The sequence below is a fragment of the Brevundimonas sp. genome, from assembly GCF_035627475.1.
In the GTDB taxonomy this organism is placed as follows: Bacteria; Pseudomonadota; Alphaproteobacteria; order Caulobacterales; family Caulobacteraceae; genus Brevundimonas.
This window is the reverse complement of sequence record NZ_DASPLR010000022.1, coordinates 1-13,976: the sequence shown is the minus strand read 5'-3', so window position 1 is coordinate 13,976 and position 13,976 is coordinate 1. Positions and strand designations below refer to the sequence as shown.

16 protein-coding genes are annotated in these 13,976 nt (G+C 70.0%); 10 read left to right on the top strand and 6 right to left on the bottom strand.

The genetic code is table 11. The features are described from left to right. Positions 1-80: 80 nt before the first annotated feature. The 7 genes from VEA62_RS05250 to der all read left to right on the top strand — a co-directional run bounded on the left by VEA62_RS05250 (position 81) and on the right by der (position 6,356). Positions 81-485 (top strand): DUF6249 domain-containing protein, encoded by a 405-nt coding sequence (locus VEA62_RS05250; RefSeq protein ID WP_324819342.1) that lies wholly within the window; start codon positions 81-83, stop codon positions 483-485. 25 nt (positions 486-510) lie between these two features. Continuing rightward, positions 511-1,071, top strand: a complete 561-nt coding sequence (locus tag VEA62_RS05245; protein ID WP_324819340.1) for an RNA polymerase sigma factor — start codon at positions 511-513, stop codon at positions 1,069-1,071. Then, complete coding sequence (locus VEA62_RS05240; RefSeq protein ID WP_324819339.1) at positions 1,061-1,480, top strand: hypothetical protein; 420 nt, start codon at positions 1,061-1,063, stop codon at positions 1,478-1,480. Before VEA62_RS05245 ends, VEA62_RS05240 begins: the two co-directional genes overlap by 11 nt. 90 nt (positions 1,481-1,570) lie before the next feature. Continuing rightward, positions 1,571-2,407, top strand: a complete 837-nt coding sequence (gene panB / locus VEA62_RS05235) for a 3-methyl-2-oxobutanoate hydroxymethyltransferase (protein ID WP_324819337.1) — start codon at positions 1,571-1,573, stop codon at positions 2,405-2,407. A gap of 79 nt (positions 2,408-2,486) precedes the next feature. Beyond that, complete coding sequence (locus VEA62_RS05230; protein ID WP_324819335.1) at positions 2,487-3,251, top strand: tetratricopeptide repeat protein; 765 nt, start codon at positions 2,487-2,489, stop codon at positions 3,249-3,251. A 23-nt stretch (positions 3,252-3,274) separates the two neighbouring features. After that, a complete protein-coding gene (locus VEA62_RS05225; RefSeq protein ID WP_324819333.1) occupies positions 3,275-4,699 on the top strand; it encodes a PQQ-like beta-propeller repeat protein in 1,425 nt (474 codons plus the stop codon). A gap of 34 nt (positions 4,700-4,733) precedes the next feature. Then, the gene (der, locus tag VEA62_RS05220; protein WP_324819331.1) at positions 4,734-6,356 is read left to right on the top strand and encodes a ribosome biogenesis GTPase Der; all 1,623 of its coding nucleotides are present in this window, start codon (positions 4,734-4,736) and stop codon (positions 6,354-6,356) included. A gap of 10 nt (positions 6,357-6,366) precedes the next feature. Here the strand turns inward: der and VEA62_RS05215 are convergent, their stop codons facing one another. Further along, on the bottom strand, positions 6,367-7,119 hold the full coding sequence (locus tag VEA62_RS05215) for an SDR family NAD(P)-dependent oxidoreductase (protein ID WP_324819329.1): 753 nt from the start codon (positions 7,117-7,119) through the stop codon (positions 6,367-6,369). A gap of 73 nt (positions 7,120-7,192) precedes the next feature. On the opposite strand from VEA62_RS05215, the gene VEA62_RS05210 reads away from it, so the two are divergent. Together VEA62_RS05210 and VEA62_RS05205 are read left to right on the top strand one after the other, a co-directional pair. Then, a complete protein-coding gene (locus VEA62_RS05210) occupies positions 7,193-7,450 on the top strand; it encodes a CopG family transcriptional regulator (RefSeq protein WP_324819327.1) in 258 nt (85 codons plus the stop codon). Beyond that, entirely contained in the window at positions 7,447-7,761 is a 315-nt protein-coding gene (locus VEA62_RS05205) for a type II toxin-antitoxin system RelE/ParE family toxin (protein ID WP_324819325.1), read from the top strand. The genes VEA62_RS05210 and VEA62_RS05205 overlap by 4 nt, the downstream gene beginning before the upstream one ends. Here VEA62_RS05205 and VEA62_RS05200 read toward each other — a convergent pair. The 4 genes from VEA62_RS05200 to radA are packed head-to-tail and all read right to left on the bottom strand — an operon-like array spanning position 7,758 to position 11,630. Beyond that, on the bottom strand, positions 7,758-8,102 hold the full coding sequence (locus VEA62_RS05200; protein ID WP_324819323.1) for a VOC family protein: 345 nt from the start codon (positions 8,100-8,102) through the stop codon (positions 7,758-7,760). The genes VEA62_RS05205 and VEA62_RS05200 overlap by 4 nt on opposite strands. A 5-nt stretch (positions 8,103-8,107) precedes the next feature. Next, entirely contained in the window at positions 8,108-9,613 is a 1,506-nt protein-coding gene (purF, locus tag VEA62_RS05195; protein WP_324819321.1) for an amidophosphoribosyltransferase, read from the bottom strand. 30 nt (positions 9,614-9,643) lie between these two features. Continuing rightward, positions 9,644-10,237, bottom strand: coding sequence for a CvpA family protein (locus VEA62_RS05190; protein ID WP_324819319.1), 594 nt, complete (start codon positions 10,235-10,237; stop codon positions 9,644-9,646). Between the two features lie 28 nt (positions 10,238-10,265). Then, positions 10,266-11,630, bottom strand: coding sequence for a DNA repair protein RadA (radA, locus tag VEA62_RS05185; protein ID WP_324819317.1), 1,365 nt, complete (start codon positions 11,628-11,630; stop codon positions 10,266-10,268). 152 nt (positions 11,631-11,782) lie between these two features. Here radA and VEA62_RS05180 point away from each other — a divergent pair, with 152 nt between their 5' ends. Continuing rightward, positions 11,783-13,021 (top strand): Yip1 family protein, encoded by a 1,239-nt coding sequence (locus VEA62_RS05180; protein ID WP_324819315.1) that lies wholly within the window; start codon positions 11,783-11,785, stop codon positions 13,019-13,021. A gap of 8 nt (positions 13,022-13,029) precedes the next feature. On the opposite strand, the gene alr is transcribed toward VEA62_RS05180, so the two are convergent. Then, a partial coding sequence (gene alr, locus VEA62_RS05175; RefSeq protein ID WP_324819313.1) for an alanine racemase occupies positions 13,030-13,976 on the bottom strand: 947 nt, incomplete at its 5' end.

The following is a 13,976-nucleotide window of genomic DNA, read 5'->3' as shown; positions in this document are numbered from 1 at the left end:
TCCGTACGCCGCCACCGGCGCCTCTTGTCGTCAGAAGGCCGAAGCATCAGGCTCCGGTCTTGAGAAAGAGGGGATACCCAATGGAAGACTTTATCCCGGTCGTCGCGATCCTGGCGGTTTTCGGCACCATCACGGCCATCATCTTTGGCCCGAAGTTTCTGAAGACACGTGAACGCCGCGACATGCAGGAAACGCTCCGCGCTGCCATCAACAAGGACCAAGGCCTGCCGCCTGAGGCAATCGAGGCCATGAGCAAAGCGATTGCCGATCGCCCGACTCGCACACGCGATATTCGTCGCGGCGTCGTTTGGCTGGCGGTCGGTGTCGGCCTCGCCCTGTTCGGCCTGATCAATGACTCGGCTTGGAGTGGCGACGGCGACTTCGGCGGCCACGTCGGCACCGGCATGCTGGGGATCGCGGCTATTCCGTTCACCATCGGCCTCGCCTTCATCGTTCTGAGCTTCTTCAACCCGAACAAGGAGTAGGGTCGGGACGACAGGGGGACATGCCATGACGCAGGCCTTGGTCGACCGGCACGACGTCGAGCTCGCCGCCCTCGCGGCGGCGGGCGGACGGCGGGAGTTCGGAGAGCTCGTGCGCCGTCACGGATCGGCGGTGCGCGCCCTTCTCCGGCGCATGGGGGCCCAACCCTCGCTCGCCGACGACATCGCCCAGGACGCCTTCATCCAGGCGTTCCAGCGGTGCGGCGAGTTCCGCGGCGAGGGCACCTTCGCCGCCTGGGTCAAGCGGATCGCGGCGCGGCTGTATATCAAGCGGGTCGCCAAGGAGGCCCGCTATATCGCTGAAGTCGAACAGGAAGATGTCGCGCCTGCCGCCGATCAGGCGGGGCTGATGGACCTGGACGAGGCGCTCAAGGCGCTCAGCGAACCCGAACGCCTCTGTGTTTCCCTTTGTCACGGAGCGGGCATGGCGCATCCCGAGATCGCCTCCGCCCTGAATTTGCCACTCGGCACGGTGAAGTCTCATGTCAAACGTGGTCTGGATAAACTCCGCGCGCGGCTCCAGCCGGAACCCGCTCAGCCCTTGGGGAGAACGCAGCATGTCGGCTGACGAGTTCGATCCCTTTGTCGAGCGTCTGTTCGCGCGGACGCCCGCCATGCCCGACGCCCCCCTGTTCACCGCCGGGGTCGAGCAGCGGCTGCAGAAGGGCTCGCGGGTCCGCTTCCTCGCCCTGTCGCTGGCCGGCCTGATCGGCGGCGCCGTGGCCGTGCGCGAGACGATGCAGGTCGATATCGACCTCGGCGCCGGCGACGGCGTGGTGGCCGGCGACGCACTGGGGCAGGGCATCCAGTCCGCCTCGCTGAACGTCCAGGGCATGATCCAGGCCACGCTCGACCAGGTCGGCCTCGCCAATCTGGAGCTCGGCTCCATGGGCGGCATGCAGCTGTTCTGGATCGCCGCGGGCGCCCTGATTGTCGTCGCCGCCGCCGGCGTGATGAAGCTGTCGCAGGAAGTCTGAGGTCACCCCCCTCCCGCCGTCATCCTCGCCCGAGGATGACGGCGGGGGCCGGCGTCACTATGTTGTCGGCTTCCGAACAGGAGGCCCGCCATGTCCAGCCAGAAGCAGGAAGCCGTCCGCCGCATCGCCGCGCCGGACATCCGCGCCCGCAAGGGCGGCGAGCCCATCGTCTGCCTGACCGCCTACGACGCCCCCACCGCCGCCCTGCTGGACGAGCACTGCGACCTGCTGCTGGTCGGCGACAGCGTGGGCATGGCGGTTCACGGCATGCCCAACACCGTCGGGGTCACGCTGGAGATGATGATCCTGCACGGCCAGGCGGTGATGCGCGGCTCGAAACGGGCCATGGTGGTCATCGACATGCCGTTCGGCTCCTACGAGGGCGGCAAGGAGCAGGCCTACGAGAACTGCGCCCGGGTCATGAAGGAGACGGGCGCCCAGGGCGTGAAGCTGGAAAGCGGCCCGACCGTCGCCGAGACCATCGCCTATCTGGTCCAGCGGGGCATCCCGGTCATGGGTCACGTCGGCCTCCGTCCCCAGGCCGTGCTCACCGACGGCGCCTTCAAGGCCAAGGGGCGCACCGACGAGGAGCGGCTGAGGGTCATGTCGGAGGCCGAGGCCACCGCCGACGCCGGCGCCTTCGCCATCGTCATCGAAGGCGTCGCCGAGGGCCTGGCCCGCGACATCACCGAGGCGGTCGACAAGCCGACCATCGGCATCGGGGCCTCGGCCGCCTGCGACGGCCAGATTCTCGTCACGCCCGACATGCTGGGCCTGTTCGACTGGACGCCGAAATTCGTCCGCCGCTACGCCGACCTGCGCTCGGAAATCGACCGGGCGGTCGCCGCCTACGCCGCGGACGTCAAGTCCCGCCGTTTTCCTGCCGAAGTCGAGACCTACTTCTCGAAAAAGCCGGTTTCGCCGTAACGGCCGCGTTGCGGTGCGATGAGTGAGCCTCTAGGGTCCGGCCGGTTGGATTTTCTGCGACTTTTGGGGCGACGCTACCGTGGTTGATGTCTTCGATCAGGTCGAGGAGGAGCTTCGCTCCGATCGATACAAGCGGCTGGCCCGCACCTGGCTGCCGGTTGTCGGCGGCGTGCTTCTTGTCGCGCTGATCGCCGCCCTGGCCTGGTGGGGCTGGCAGAAGATGGAGACGTCGAAGGCCGACAGGGCCTCGATCGCCTATCAGCGCGGTCTCGAGGCCCTCGAAGCGAACAACCCCGTCGGGGCCGAGGCCGCCTTCGTCCAGGCGGCCGACGAAGGCAACGCCGCCTACAAGGCCCTGGCGCTGCAGCACCGCGCGGGCATCGCCGTCCAGGCCAACCGCATCCCCGACGCCGTCGCCCTGTTCGAGGAAGCCGCCAAGGCCAGCCGCGATCCGCTGCTGGCGGACGCCGCGCGCCTGAAGGCCGCCCTGCTGCTGATGGACACCGCCAGCTTCGAGGACATCCAGGCCCGGCTCGAGCCGCTGATGGAAGACGACCGGCCCTTCCGCGCCTTCGCCCGCGACGCCCTGGCCATGGCCCAGCTCCAGCACGGCAAGGCCGCCGAGGCCCGTTCGACCCTGGTGGTGCTCAAGAACAGCCTCGATACGCCGCGCGAACTCAGCCAGCGCGCCGATCTGACGATCGCGGCCATCGACGCCGGCATGGCCCCGAATCTGGCGCCCACCATCGAGGCCATGGGCGCGCTCGAGGCATCCGCCGCCCGCGCCGCCGCAACGCCCGCGCCCCGCGGCCAGGCCGCTCCGGCCGCCCCGGCCCGCCCGTGAACCCCGCTTTCAGGACGTCCGCCATGAACCGCGTGCTCAAAGTCGCCCTGCTGTGCGGCCTCGCCGCCACCGTCGCCTCCTGCGGGACGGTCCGCAAGGCCCTGCCGTTCGGCCTCGGAGGGCGGGACGCCCCCCAGGCAACCGCCGCCGAAGGCCAGCGCATCTCCGTCCTTGATTTCGAGCAGCAACTGGCGCCGTCCGCCGCCCTGTCCGGCCGCGACTTCTTCCTGCCGGGGCCGCAACCGGCCATCGCCTGGACCCAGCCGGGCGGCAACGCTGAAAACGCTGTCGAGCATGTGGCCGCTGCCCCCGACTTCGCCATCGCCTGGCGCCGCGACATCGGGGCCGGCTCCTCCAGCACCCGCCAGGTCATGGCGCCGGTCGTCGCCGACAACGGCCGCGTGTTCGTGCTGGACGGCGAGGCCACGGTGACGGCCGTCGACTCGGCCAGCGGATCGGTGGCGTGGAAGGTCAGCGTCAAGCCGGATGAGAAGGAATTCCGCCGCGGCATGTTCGACCTCAACCCGTTCGGCGGCAGTTCGACCGGCGGCGGATTCGGCGGCGGCGTCGCGGTCGGCGGCGGCAAGGTCTTCATCGCGTCCGGCTACCGGACCGTCACCGCGGTCGATCAGTCCACCGGCGCCGTGCTCTGGACGACCCCGGTGGACGTCCCGATCCACGGCGCGCCGACCGTTGCCGGCTCCCGCGTCTATGTCGTCGATGTCGAGAACCAGATCTTCGCCTTCGACGTGAACACGGGCCAGCAGGCCTGGACCTATCGCGGCATTCCCGAGCCGGCTCGCATCATGCGCGCGTCCAGCCCGGCCGTGACCGGCGAAACCGTCATCGCGCCCTTCTCGTCGGGCGAACTGGTGGCCCTGCGCGCTTCCACCGGCCAGCCGGTCTGGCAGCAGGAGCTGTCGAACACCAGCCGGACCAGCGCCCTGTCCGAGATCCGCGACATCGCCGGCCGTCCCGTGGTCAGCCGCGGCATCGTCTACGCCGTCGGCCATTCCGGCGTCATGTCGGCCATCGACGTCCGCACCGGCCAGCCGAAGTGGGAGCTGCCGGTCGCCGGCGTCAACGCGCCGCTGCCGGTGGGGGATGTGGTCTATGTCGTCTCCAAGGCCGGTGAACTGACCGTCGTCAACCGCGACACGGGCCAGGTCTACTGGACTCGCGACCTGAACGAGGGCCGCGCCCGACAGGAAGGCGGCTTCCTCGGCTTCTTCGACCGCACCGTGCGGCCGACCTGGTCGGGCCCGCTGCTGGCCACGAACCGGCTGGTGCTGGTCAATTCCGACGGCGAACTGGTGGCCTTCGATCCGAAGACCGGCGTCCAGACCGCCTCGCTGAAGCTGGGCGGACCGGCCTTCATCGCCCCCGCCGCCTACAACGGCGCCCTGTACGTGCTCACCGACCGGGGCCAGTTGGTCAGCATTCGCTGACCCCATAGCTCCCAAACTGCGTTAGAAGGCCGACATGGCTCTCAAAGTCGCCATCGTCGGCCGCCCCAACGTGGGCAAGTCGACCCTGTTCAACCGCCTCGTCGGCAAGCGGCTCGCGCTCGTCGACGATCGCCCCGGCGTGACCCGCGACCGGCGCTACGCCGACGGCAATATCGGCGACATCGACCTGACCCTGATCGACACCGCCGGCTACGAGGACGTCACCGACGAGAGCCTCGAAGCCCGGATGCGAGAGCAGACCGAGGCGGCGATCGACGACGCCGACCTGATCCTGTTCATGATGGACGCCCGCGAGGGGGTCACCGCGCTGGACCGCATCTTCGCTGACCGCCTGCGCCACCAGCACAAGCCGGTCATCCTGCTCGCCAACAAGTCCGAGAGCCGCGAGAGCGGCGGCGGCATCGGCGAGGCCTACGCCCTGGGCTTCGGCGAGCCCGTGGCCATCTCGGCCGAGCACGGCGAGGGCATGGCCGATCTCTACGCCGCCATCGTCACCGCCAGCGCCGACATCTTCGTCGAGGAGGTCGACGAGCCCGACAAGCCGATCCGCATCGCCATCATCGGCCGTCCCAATGCCGGCAAGTCGACCCTGATCAACCGCCTGATCGGCGAGGACCGCATGCTGACCGGCCCCGAGGCCGGCATCACCCGCGACTCCATCTCGGTCGACTGGCAGTACGAAGGCCACAACATCCGGCTGGTCGACACCGCCGGCATGCGCCGCAAGGCCCGGGTGCAGGAGAAGCTGGAGAAGCTGTCGGTCGCCGACACGATCCGCGCCATCACCTTCGCCGAGGTGGTGGTCCTGGTCATGGACAAGGACGACGCCTTCGACACCCAGGACCTGCAGCTGGCCGATCTGGTCGAGCGCGAAGGCCGGGCCCTGGTCTACGTCGCCGCCAAATGGGACCTCGAGACCGAGCCCCAGTCGCGCCTCGCCAAGCTGCAGCAGATGGCCGAGGACAAGCTGCCCCAGCTCAAGGGCTCGCCCTTCGTCGCCCTGTCGTCGCACAGTGGCCGCGGCGTCGAGCGCCTGATGCCCGCCGTGCTCCAGGCCCACGCCACCTGGTCGGTCAAGGTCAAGACCAAGGACCTCAACACCTGGCTGGCCATGGCCACCCAGAGGCATCCGCCCCCCGCCGTCGACGGCAAGCGGATCAAGCCCAAATACATGGCCCAGACCAAGGCCCGGCCGCCGACCTTCGTGCTGATGGCCAGCCGCGCCGAGGCCATGCCCGAGCAGTACAAGCGCTATCTGATCAACAACCTGCGCGAGTCCTTCGACCTGCCGGGCACGCCGATCCGCCTGATCGTCAAGTCGGGCAGCGAGAATCCCTACGCCCCGGGCGGCTCCAAATCGGGGCCCGAGCGCTACAAGGGTGACGCGAAGACCGCGCCCCGCCGGGTTATCAAGAAGGCCGAACGCGAGGACCGCCTGTCCAACCTGCCGGGCAAGGCGCTGGAGCAGAAGAAGGCGGGCAAGGGCAAGACCAAGCCTCTGTCCGGGCTGAAGGCCAGCGCCAACAAGAAGGCCGGATCATCCGTCGCAGTCCAGAAGGGCGCCCGCGGAGGGGCCAGGCAGGTGTCGCGGTCAGGCCGCGTCCGGACGGGCCAGAAGCACGCGCCGAAGAAGTAGCGGGCAGGGGCTAGACCAGCCCCGCCACCCCCGGCCCCTGGCTCCACTCCCTGAAGCTCACCTCCAGCGGCGGCTCCACGTCGCCCCGCGCCAGCTCGACCATCAGCGGCCCGATGGCCGACGGGTGCACCACCGTCTCCGGATCCTCCCCCGGATAGGCCTGCGCCCGCATCGCCGTGCGCATCCGGCCCGGATCGACGATCGACACCCGGATCGGCATCGACTCGATCTCGTCGGCCCAGCATTTCATCAGCGCCTCGGCCCCCGCCTTGGTCGCGGCATAGGCCCCCCAGAAGGCCTTGGGCGCGCTGGCCACGCTGGTCGTCACATGGATCGCCCGACCGGCGTCCGACGCCTTCAGCAGCGGCTCCAGCGAGCGGATCAGGCGGTACACCGCGGTGAAATTGGTCTTCTCGACCTTGGCGAAGCCGCGCGGATCGGCGTGGCTGACCGGCGTCAGCCCTTCTGCCCCCATGGTCGCCGCCGCCTGCACCCAGACGTCCAGCCGCCCGAAGCGCTCGAAGATCGCCCCGCCCAGCCTGTCGATGGCCCCGCCGTCCACCAGATCGAACGGGATCAGGGTGGCGTGCCGGCCCGTGGCGGCGAAGATGGCGTCGTCCAGCTCCTCCAGCCCGCCCTGCGTCCGCGCCGTGGCGATCACATGCGCGCCGGCCTTCGCCAGCGCCAGGGCGCTCTCGTAGCCGATGCCGCGCGAGGCCCCGACGACGAGGGCGATGCGGTCTTTCAGGGGAAGGTCTGACATGGCGCGGTTGGTAGGCATGGCGCCGTGCCGGGTCAATGTGTTACATTGTCATACAGTCTATGGAGAATCCGCCATGGCGAAGACCGCCACGCTCACCCTGCGGGTCAGCGAAGAGCTCAAGGACAAGCTCGGTCGCTTCGCGGAGCAGACCAACCGGACGCCCTCGGCCGTGGCCGAACGCACCCTCGAAGCCTTCCTCGACCGGGAACTGGAGATGATGGCGGCTGTCGAGGAAGGGCTCGAGGACTTTCGTTTGGGCCGGACGGTTCCCCACGAGGCAGCCATGCGGCGCATTCGCGCCACGCTCGACAAGCACAAGAAGCAGCCTTGAGGGCCATCGACTGGTCGGAGCGGGCGCTCGACCAGTACGAGCGCGCCGTCGGCTGGCTTGCCGAGCGCAACCCCGATGCGGCCGAACGCCTGGCCGGACGCATCGGCGCGACGATCGAGCAGTTGGCGCGCCGCCCCATCGGCCGGCCCGGCCAGATCGAGGGAACCTATGAAAAGGCCGTGCTGCGTACGGCCTACCTTGTCATCTATTCGCTGATGGGCGGACCGGACGGCCAACTGCGGATCCTGCGCATCCATCATACGGCTCAGGACTGGACAGCTTGGTCACCTGAACCGGACGAGCTTTCCTAGAACCCCGGCGCGGGTTGCCACAGGCTGAAGCTCACGCCCTGATCGTCCGACACCACCGCCGTCCGCCCGGACCGGCTGTCGGACGGCACCGCCGCCTTGCCGCCCAGCTCGACGACCCGCTCGCACAGGGCGTCGACGTCCTCGACCCGGAAATACAGGTGTTCGTTGTTCCTGGGCCGCTCGACCTTGACGAAGCCGAAGGGCGGCTGGCCGCCCGCGACATGGCAGTAGGCCGTGTGCGACTGGTCCTCGTCGAACGTCCAGCCGAACAGGGCGCCGTAGAAGGCGCGCGCCTTGTCGAGGTCCGCCGTATCGATCGTGAAGTAGCCGAGCTGGATCATGCGCCTTAAGCGCTGACCAGCAGGGAAAGTTGCCGCGCCGCCACCTCGCGCCCGCCTTCCTCGATCTCGCGGTCGAGCAGGCGGGTGGGGTATTCGCCGGTGAAATAGTGGTCGGTGAACTGCGGATTGCGCGGATCGCGCGGCCCCGCCTCCATGGCGTCGTACAGGCCGTCGACCGACAGGAAGCCGAGGGAATCGACCTCCAGATGCGCCCGCATCTCCTCCAGCGTCTTGTTGGCGGCGATCAGCTGGTCCCGCTCCGGCATGTCGATGCCGTAGAAGTCCGGCCACAGGATCGGCGGCGAGGCCGAGCGCAGGTGAACCTCCTTCGCGCCGGCGGCCCGCACGGCCCGGACCAGCTTCACCGAAGTGGTGCCGCGCACGATGGAGTCGTCGATCAGCACGACCCGCTTGCCCTCAATCACCGACCGGTTCGGACTGTGCTTCATGCGCACGCCCTTCTGCCGGGCGCCCTGGCTCGGCTGGATGAAGGTGCGGCCCAGATAGTGGCTGCGGATGATGCCCATTTCGTAGGGGATGCCGCTCTCCTGGGCGTAGCCCAGCGCCGCCGGCACGCCGGAGTCCGGCACCGGCACGACCACATCGGCCTCGACGGCGTGCTCGCGCGCCAGCCGCTGACCCATCCGCTTGCGCACCTCATAGACGGACTTGCCGTTCACGATGCTGTCGGGGCGCGAGAAATAGACGTATTCGAACAGGCAGGGCCGAGCCGCCCGGGTCGGGAACGGCTTCAGCGACTGCAGGCCCTCGTGATCGATCACGATCACCTCGCCATGCTCGACGTCCCGCTCGAAAGTCGCCCCGATGGTGTCCAGCGCGCAGGTCTCCGAGGCCAGCACCCAGGCGTCGCCCAGCCGGCCCAGCACCAGCGGGCGGATGCCCAGCGGGTCGCGCGCGCCGATCATCTTCGACCGGGTCTGGCAGACCAGGGCGTAGCCGCCCTCGATCCGGCCGATGGCGTCGATGAAGCGGTCGACGATCTTGGCCTTCCGGCTGCGTGCGATCAGGTGGAGGATGACTTCCGAGTCCGAGGTCGACTGGAAGATCGCCCCTTCGCCGACCAGCTGGTTCCGCAGGTACAGGAAGTTGGTCAGGTTGCCGTTGTGGGCGATGGCGATGCCGCCGCTGTCCAGATCGGCGAACATCGGCTGGATATTGCGCAGGAACGACCCGCCCGAGGTCGAATAGCGCGTGTGGCCGATGGCGGCCGAGCCCGGCATCCGCTCCGACAGATCCGCCCCGCCGAAGGCCTCGCCGACCAGCCCCATGTGCCGCTCGGTGTGGAAGCGCGCCTCGTGCACGCTGGCGATGCCGCAGGCTTCCTGCCCGCGATGCTGCAGGGCGTGCAGGCCGAGGGCCACGATCGAGGCGCCGGCGTTCGGCTCGGCGCCCCAGACGCCGCAGACGCCGCACTCAAGGCGCAGCTGATCGTCATCGGCGTCGCGCCAATGCTCGCGGTGAACGACGGGTTCGGCGATGGAGTGGGACATCGTCGGGGCTCCGATGACCGGGTTATGCGACTAGCGGGGGGCGGGCCGGGAGGTAGGCCCTGATTGCGTCGGGGGCAAGGCGTCATCGTCCTTAAGCCCTCTGCTGACGGACGAATTGACCACCGGCGTCAGGGCGTCGGCGCCGCGGCCGATGCCGGGCAGCACGATCTGGATGGCGCGCGCCGCGCCGGCGGTGACCGGCCGCAACGCCGCCTCGCTCAGCCATCGGGGGGTCTTCTCGCCCGGCATGGCGGCGACGACGACCAGATGGATCGCGCCCAGCAGCACCAGCGCCCGCCCGGCGCCGACGAAGACTCCGACGAAGCGATCGACCCCGCCCAGCTGCGGATGCGCCTGGGCCCGCTTCGACAGGGCCGAGCCGAAGATGCGGATGCCGAAATAGATCAGGAAGAAGGACGCCACCGCCGCCAGGATCGTCCCGGCCCAGTCCGGATCGATCAGCCCGCGCCCGATGGGGGCCGTCACGGGCAGCGCCACCAGGGCGATGAAGGCCGCCAGGATGAAGCTCAGCAGGGTGATGATCTCGCGCGTGCCGCCCCGCACCCAGCCGGCGGCGGCCGAGCCCAGGATGATCAGAATGGCGACGACGTCGAAACCGGTCATTGGGGCTCGAAGTGAGGACGTTGCGTCCTCAGTAGCGGTTTTGCGAGATTCGTTCGACCGCTTCGGTCAGCCGGTTGACCGAGGTCGTCCTCACCCCCTTGTCCTTGACCGTCAGGGGCGGCGACAGGGCCTGGTCGAAGCCCAGCTTCTGCGCCTCCCTCAGCCGCGCCTCGGCCCTCCCGACCGCCCGGATCTCGCCCGACAGGCTAATCTCGCCGAACACCACGCAGCCCTGCGGCAGGGGCATGTCGGTCGCCGAACTGACCAGCGCCGCCGCCGCCGCCAGATCGGCCGCCGGCTCGTTGATGCGCAGCCCGCCGGCGACGTTCAGATAGACGTCCTGATCGCCGAAACCAAAGCCGCAGCGCGCCTCCAGCACCGCCAGCACCATGGCCAGGCGCCCGGAGTCCCACCCCACCACCGCCCGCCGGGGCGTTCCGTAGGCTGAGGGCGCCACCAGGGCCTGGAATTCCACCAGCACGGGGCGCGAGCCCTCGATGCCGGCGAAGACCGCGGCGCCCGCCGCACGCTCGCCGCCTTCGCCGAGGAACAGGGCCGACGGGTTGCGCACCTCGCGCAGGCCGCTGTCGCCCATCTCGAACACCCCGATCTCGTCGGTGGCCCCGAAGCGGTTCTTGCCCGCGCGCAGGATGCGGAAGGGATAGCCGCGCTCGCCCTCGAAGGAGAGCACCGCGTCGACCATGTGCTCGACCACGCGCGGACCGGCGACCTGGCCGTCCTTGGTGACGTGGCCGACCAGGACGACGGCCGTGCGCCGCTTCTTGGCGAGGCGGACCAGTTCGCCGGCGCAGGCGCGCACCTGGGCGACCGAGCCCGGGCCCGCCTCGAGCGCATCGCTCCACAGGGTCTGGACCGAATCCACGACGACCAGGTCGAAGTGTTCGCGCTTCAGCGCTTCGAGGATGTCGCGCAGGGAGGTCTCGGCCGCCAGCTTGACCGGCGCCTGGGCCAGGCCCATGCGGCCTGCGCGGGAGCGGATCTGCTCGATCGCCTCCTCGCCCGAGATGTAGGCCACCGAGGCGCCGCGCAGGGCGGCCTGGGCGGTCACCTGCAGCAGCAGGGTCGACTTGCCGACGCCCGGATCGCCGGACAGCAGGATGGCCGAGCCCGGCACCACGCCGCCGCCGCAGACGCGGTCGAACTCCTCGATGCCGGTGGGGATGCGGGGCGGTTCGGGGGTCTCGGCTTCCAGCGTCTCGAAGGCGAGCCCCTGTCGGCGCGCGCCCTTGGTGGGCGCGAGCGCTCCAGGCGGGCGGGCAGAGACCTCCTCGACGAGGGTGTTCCAGGCGTTGCAGGCCGAACACTGGCCCGCCCACTTGGCATGGACCGCGCCACAGGCCTGGCAGGCGTAGACCGCGTTATCGCGCGCCATGCGCTCGTACTCCGCTTTCCTGGACGCCGACCGGCGCTGACTTTCGTGTGATTCGGAGGCGCTTTCGCGGCGGGAGCGCTCGCGGACGCCGGATATCGGCGCTAGCGTTGCCCAGGGACGACAGCCTGCTTCGAGTCACGAGAGGGAATGCCATGGTCGACGCGAACACGACACCCCCGCCGCCGCCTACTCCGGGTGAGCCGATCTCGTCCTCGCCGCTGGTGCGCCGCGCCATCAACATCCTGACCAGGGCCAAGGCCGAATGGGCGGTCATCGACGCCGAGCCGGCGTCCATCAAGGAGCTCTACCTCCGCTACGCCATGATCCTGGCGGCGATCCCGGCGCTGGCTGGCCTGATCGGCGCCCTGGCGTTCGGCCACAGCATGCTGGGGATCACCTACCGGCCGGCGCTCGTCCCGACCGTGTTCGGCGCGGTGCTGAGCTACGTGCTGTCGCTCGTCGGGGTCGGCCTGCTGGGCCTGATCATCGACCTTCTGGCGCCCCAGTTCGGCGGCGTGCAGAACCGGGTGAAGGCCTTCCAGGTCGCGATCTATTCCATGACCGCCGCCTGGGTGGCCGGGATCTTCGCCATCTTCCCGCCGCTGACGCTGCTCGCGGTCCTGGGACTGTACGGTTTCTACCTGCTGTACCTGGGCCTGCCGCGCCTGATGCGCTCGCCCGAGGACAAGAGCATGGTCTACACCATTGTGGTGGTCGTCGTGGCCCTCGTGGTGAACCTGGTGGTGGCGGCGATCGGCGGCGCTGTCATCGGCGCGGCGACCCTGGCCAGCGGCGGCGTGCCCGGTCTGGCCGATCGCGGCTCGGTCTCGGGAACGGTGAACGTGCCCGGCGTCGGTTCGGTCGATGTCGGCAAGCTGGAGGAGTCGGCGAAGGCCTTCGAGCGGGCGGCGGCCTCGGCGGAGGGCCGCGGCGGCGGCGAGCAGGTGGCGGTGGTCGATCCGGAGCGCCTGTCCGCCCTGCTGCCGGCCTCGGTGGCCGGCTTCGCGCGCGGCGAGGTCAGCTCCAGCACCGGCGGCGTCGGCGGGCTGAACGGCTCCCAGGCCGAGGCCGAGTACACGCGCGGCGACGCGCGCATCCGGCTGCAGGTCACCGACATGGGCGGGGCCGCCGCCTTCGGCCAGCTGGCTTCCGCCTTCGACGTGCGCCACAGCGAGCGCAGCGGCGACCGCTACGAGAAGGTGGAGAAGATCGACGGCCGCCTGACCACCGAGAAGTACGACGGCAAGAGCCGCAGCGGCGAGTACAGCGTCATCGTCGGCGAGCGCTTCCTGATCGAGGCGGACGGCGACGACATCGACATGAACCAGCTCAGGGGCGCAGTCCAGGCCGTGGGCTTCGAGCGGCTGGAGGCCCTGGCGCGCCAGGGCTGAAGCCCGGCTCAGACCCGGTCGCGCAGCCGCCGTTCGACCCGGGAGCCGACGCTGGTGAGCAGTTCGTAGCTGATGGTGCCGGCCGCGGCGGCCGCGTCGTCCACCGCCAGGTTCTCGCCGAACAGCTCGACGAAGTCGCCCGGCCGCGCGCCGGTTCCGGTCACGTCCACGGCCATGGTGTCCATGGAGATGCGCCCGACCACGGCGCGCAACTCGCCCGCCATCCAGACCTGGGCGCGCGGCTGGTTCGAGCGCAGCACGCCGTCGGCGTAGCCGATGCCGACGGTGGCGATGGTGCGCGGCGCGTCGGCGGTGAAGCTGGCGGCGTAGCCCACGGTCTCGCCCCTGGGCACCTCGCGGACCTGCAGGATCTCGGCTTCGAGGGTTCCGACCGGGGCGATGCGCGGGTCCGGCCGGCCGAAGGGGCCCCCGCCGAACATGCTGATTCCCGGCCTGACCATGTCGAAATGGTGCTCCGGGCCCAGGAAGACGCCGCCGGAGTTGGCGAAGCTGGCGCGGGCCTCGGGGAACAGCGCGCGCGCCTGGGAGAACAGCGCCAGCTGGCGCGCGTTCATCGGATGGCCCGGCTCGTCGCCGCAGGCCAGGTGGCTCATCACCAGCGAGACCTGGACGCCGGCGAGGTCGGTGTTGGAGCGGGCAAGGTCCTCGGCCTGCTCGGGCCGAAGCCCGAGGCGGTTCATGCCGGTGTCCACATGCAGGGCGGCGCTCAGCGGGCCGCGCCCGGAGGCGGCGTCGCGCCAGACGGCGACCTGCTCCGGGCTGTTCAGCACCGGCGTGAGATCTGCGGCCAGCAGGCGGGAGGCGTCGCCTGGCCGGCAGCCGTCCAGCACGTAGATGTCCGGCTCCGGCCCCAGCACCTCGCGCAGGGCCTCGGCGCCCAGGACCCCGGCGGTGAAGAAGCTGCGCACACCGCAGGACCGCAGCCGCAGCGCCA

What these genes read in the sequence shown, in the direction of transcription:
- VEA62_RS05250 (WP_324819342.1), top strand. Translation starts at nt 81, where the DNA reads ATGGAAGACTTTATCCCGGTCGTCGCGATCCTGGCGGTTTTCGGCACC.
- VEA62_RS05245 (WP_324819340.1), top strand. Translation starts at nt 511, where the DNA reads ATGACGCAGGCCTTGGTCGACCGGCACGACGTCGAGCTCGCCGCCCTC.
- VEA62_RS05240 (WP_324819339.1), top strand. Translation starts at nt 1,061, where the DNA reads ATGTCGGCTGACGAGTTCGATCCCTTTGTCGAGCGTCTGTTCGCGCGG.
- panB (WP_324819337.1), top strand. Translation starts at nt 1,571, where the DNA reads ATGTCCAGCCAGAAGCAGGAAGCCGTCCGCCGCATCGCCGCGCCGGAC.
- VEA62_RS05225 (WP_324819333.1), top strand. Translation starts at nt 3,275, where the DNA reads ATGAACCGCGTGCTCAAAGTCGCCCTGCTGTGCGGCCTCGCCGCCACC.
- der (WP_324819331.1), top strand. Translation starts at nt 4,734, where the DNA reads ATGGCTCTCAAAGTCGCCATCGTCGGCCGCCCCAACGTGGGCAAGTCG.
- VEA62_RS05215 (WP_324819329.1), bottom strand. Translation starts at nt 7,119, where the DNA reads ATGTCAGACCTTCCCCTGAAAGACCGCATCGCCCTCGTCGTCGGGGCC.
- VEA62_RS05210 (WP_324819327.1), top strand. Translation starts at nt 7,193, where the DNA reads ATGGCGAAGACCGCCACGCTCACCCTGCGGGTCAGCGAAGAGCTCAAG.
- VEA62_RS05200 (WP_324819323.1), bottom strand. Translation starts at nt 8,102, where the DNA reads ATGATCCAGCTCGGCTACTTCACGATCGATACGGCGGACCTCGACAAG.
- purF (WP_324819321.1), bottom strand. Translation starts at nt 9,613, where the DNA reads ATGTCCCACTCCATCGCCGAACCCGTCGTTCACCGCGAGCATTGGCGC.
- VEA62_RS05190 (WP_324819319.1), bottom strand. Translation starts at nt 10,237, where the DNA reads ATGACCGGTTTCGACGTCGTCGCCATTCTGATCATCCTGGGCTCGGCC.
- radA (WP_324819317.1), bottom strand. Translation starts at nt 11,630, where the DNA reads ATGGCGCGCGATAACGCGGTCTACGCCTGCCAGGCCTGTGGCGCGGTC.
- VEA62_RS05180 (WP_324819315.1), top strand. Translation starts at nt 11,783, where the DNA reads ATGGTCGACGCGAACACGACACCCCCGCCGCCGCCTACTCCGGGTGAG.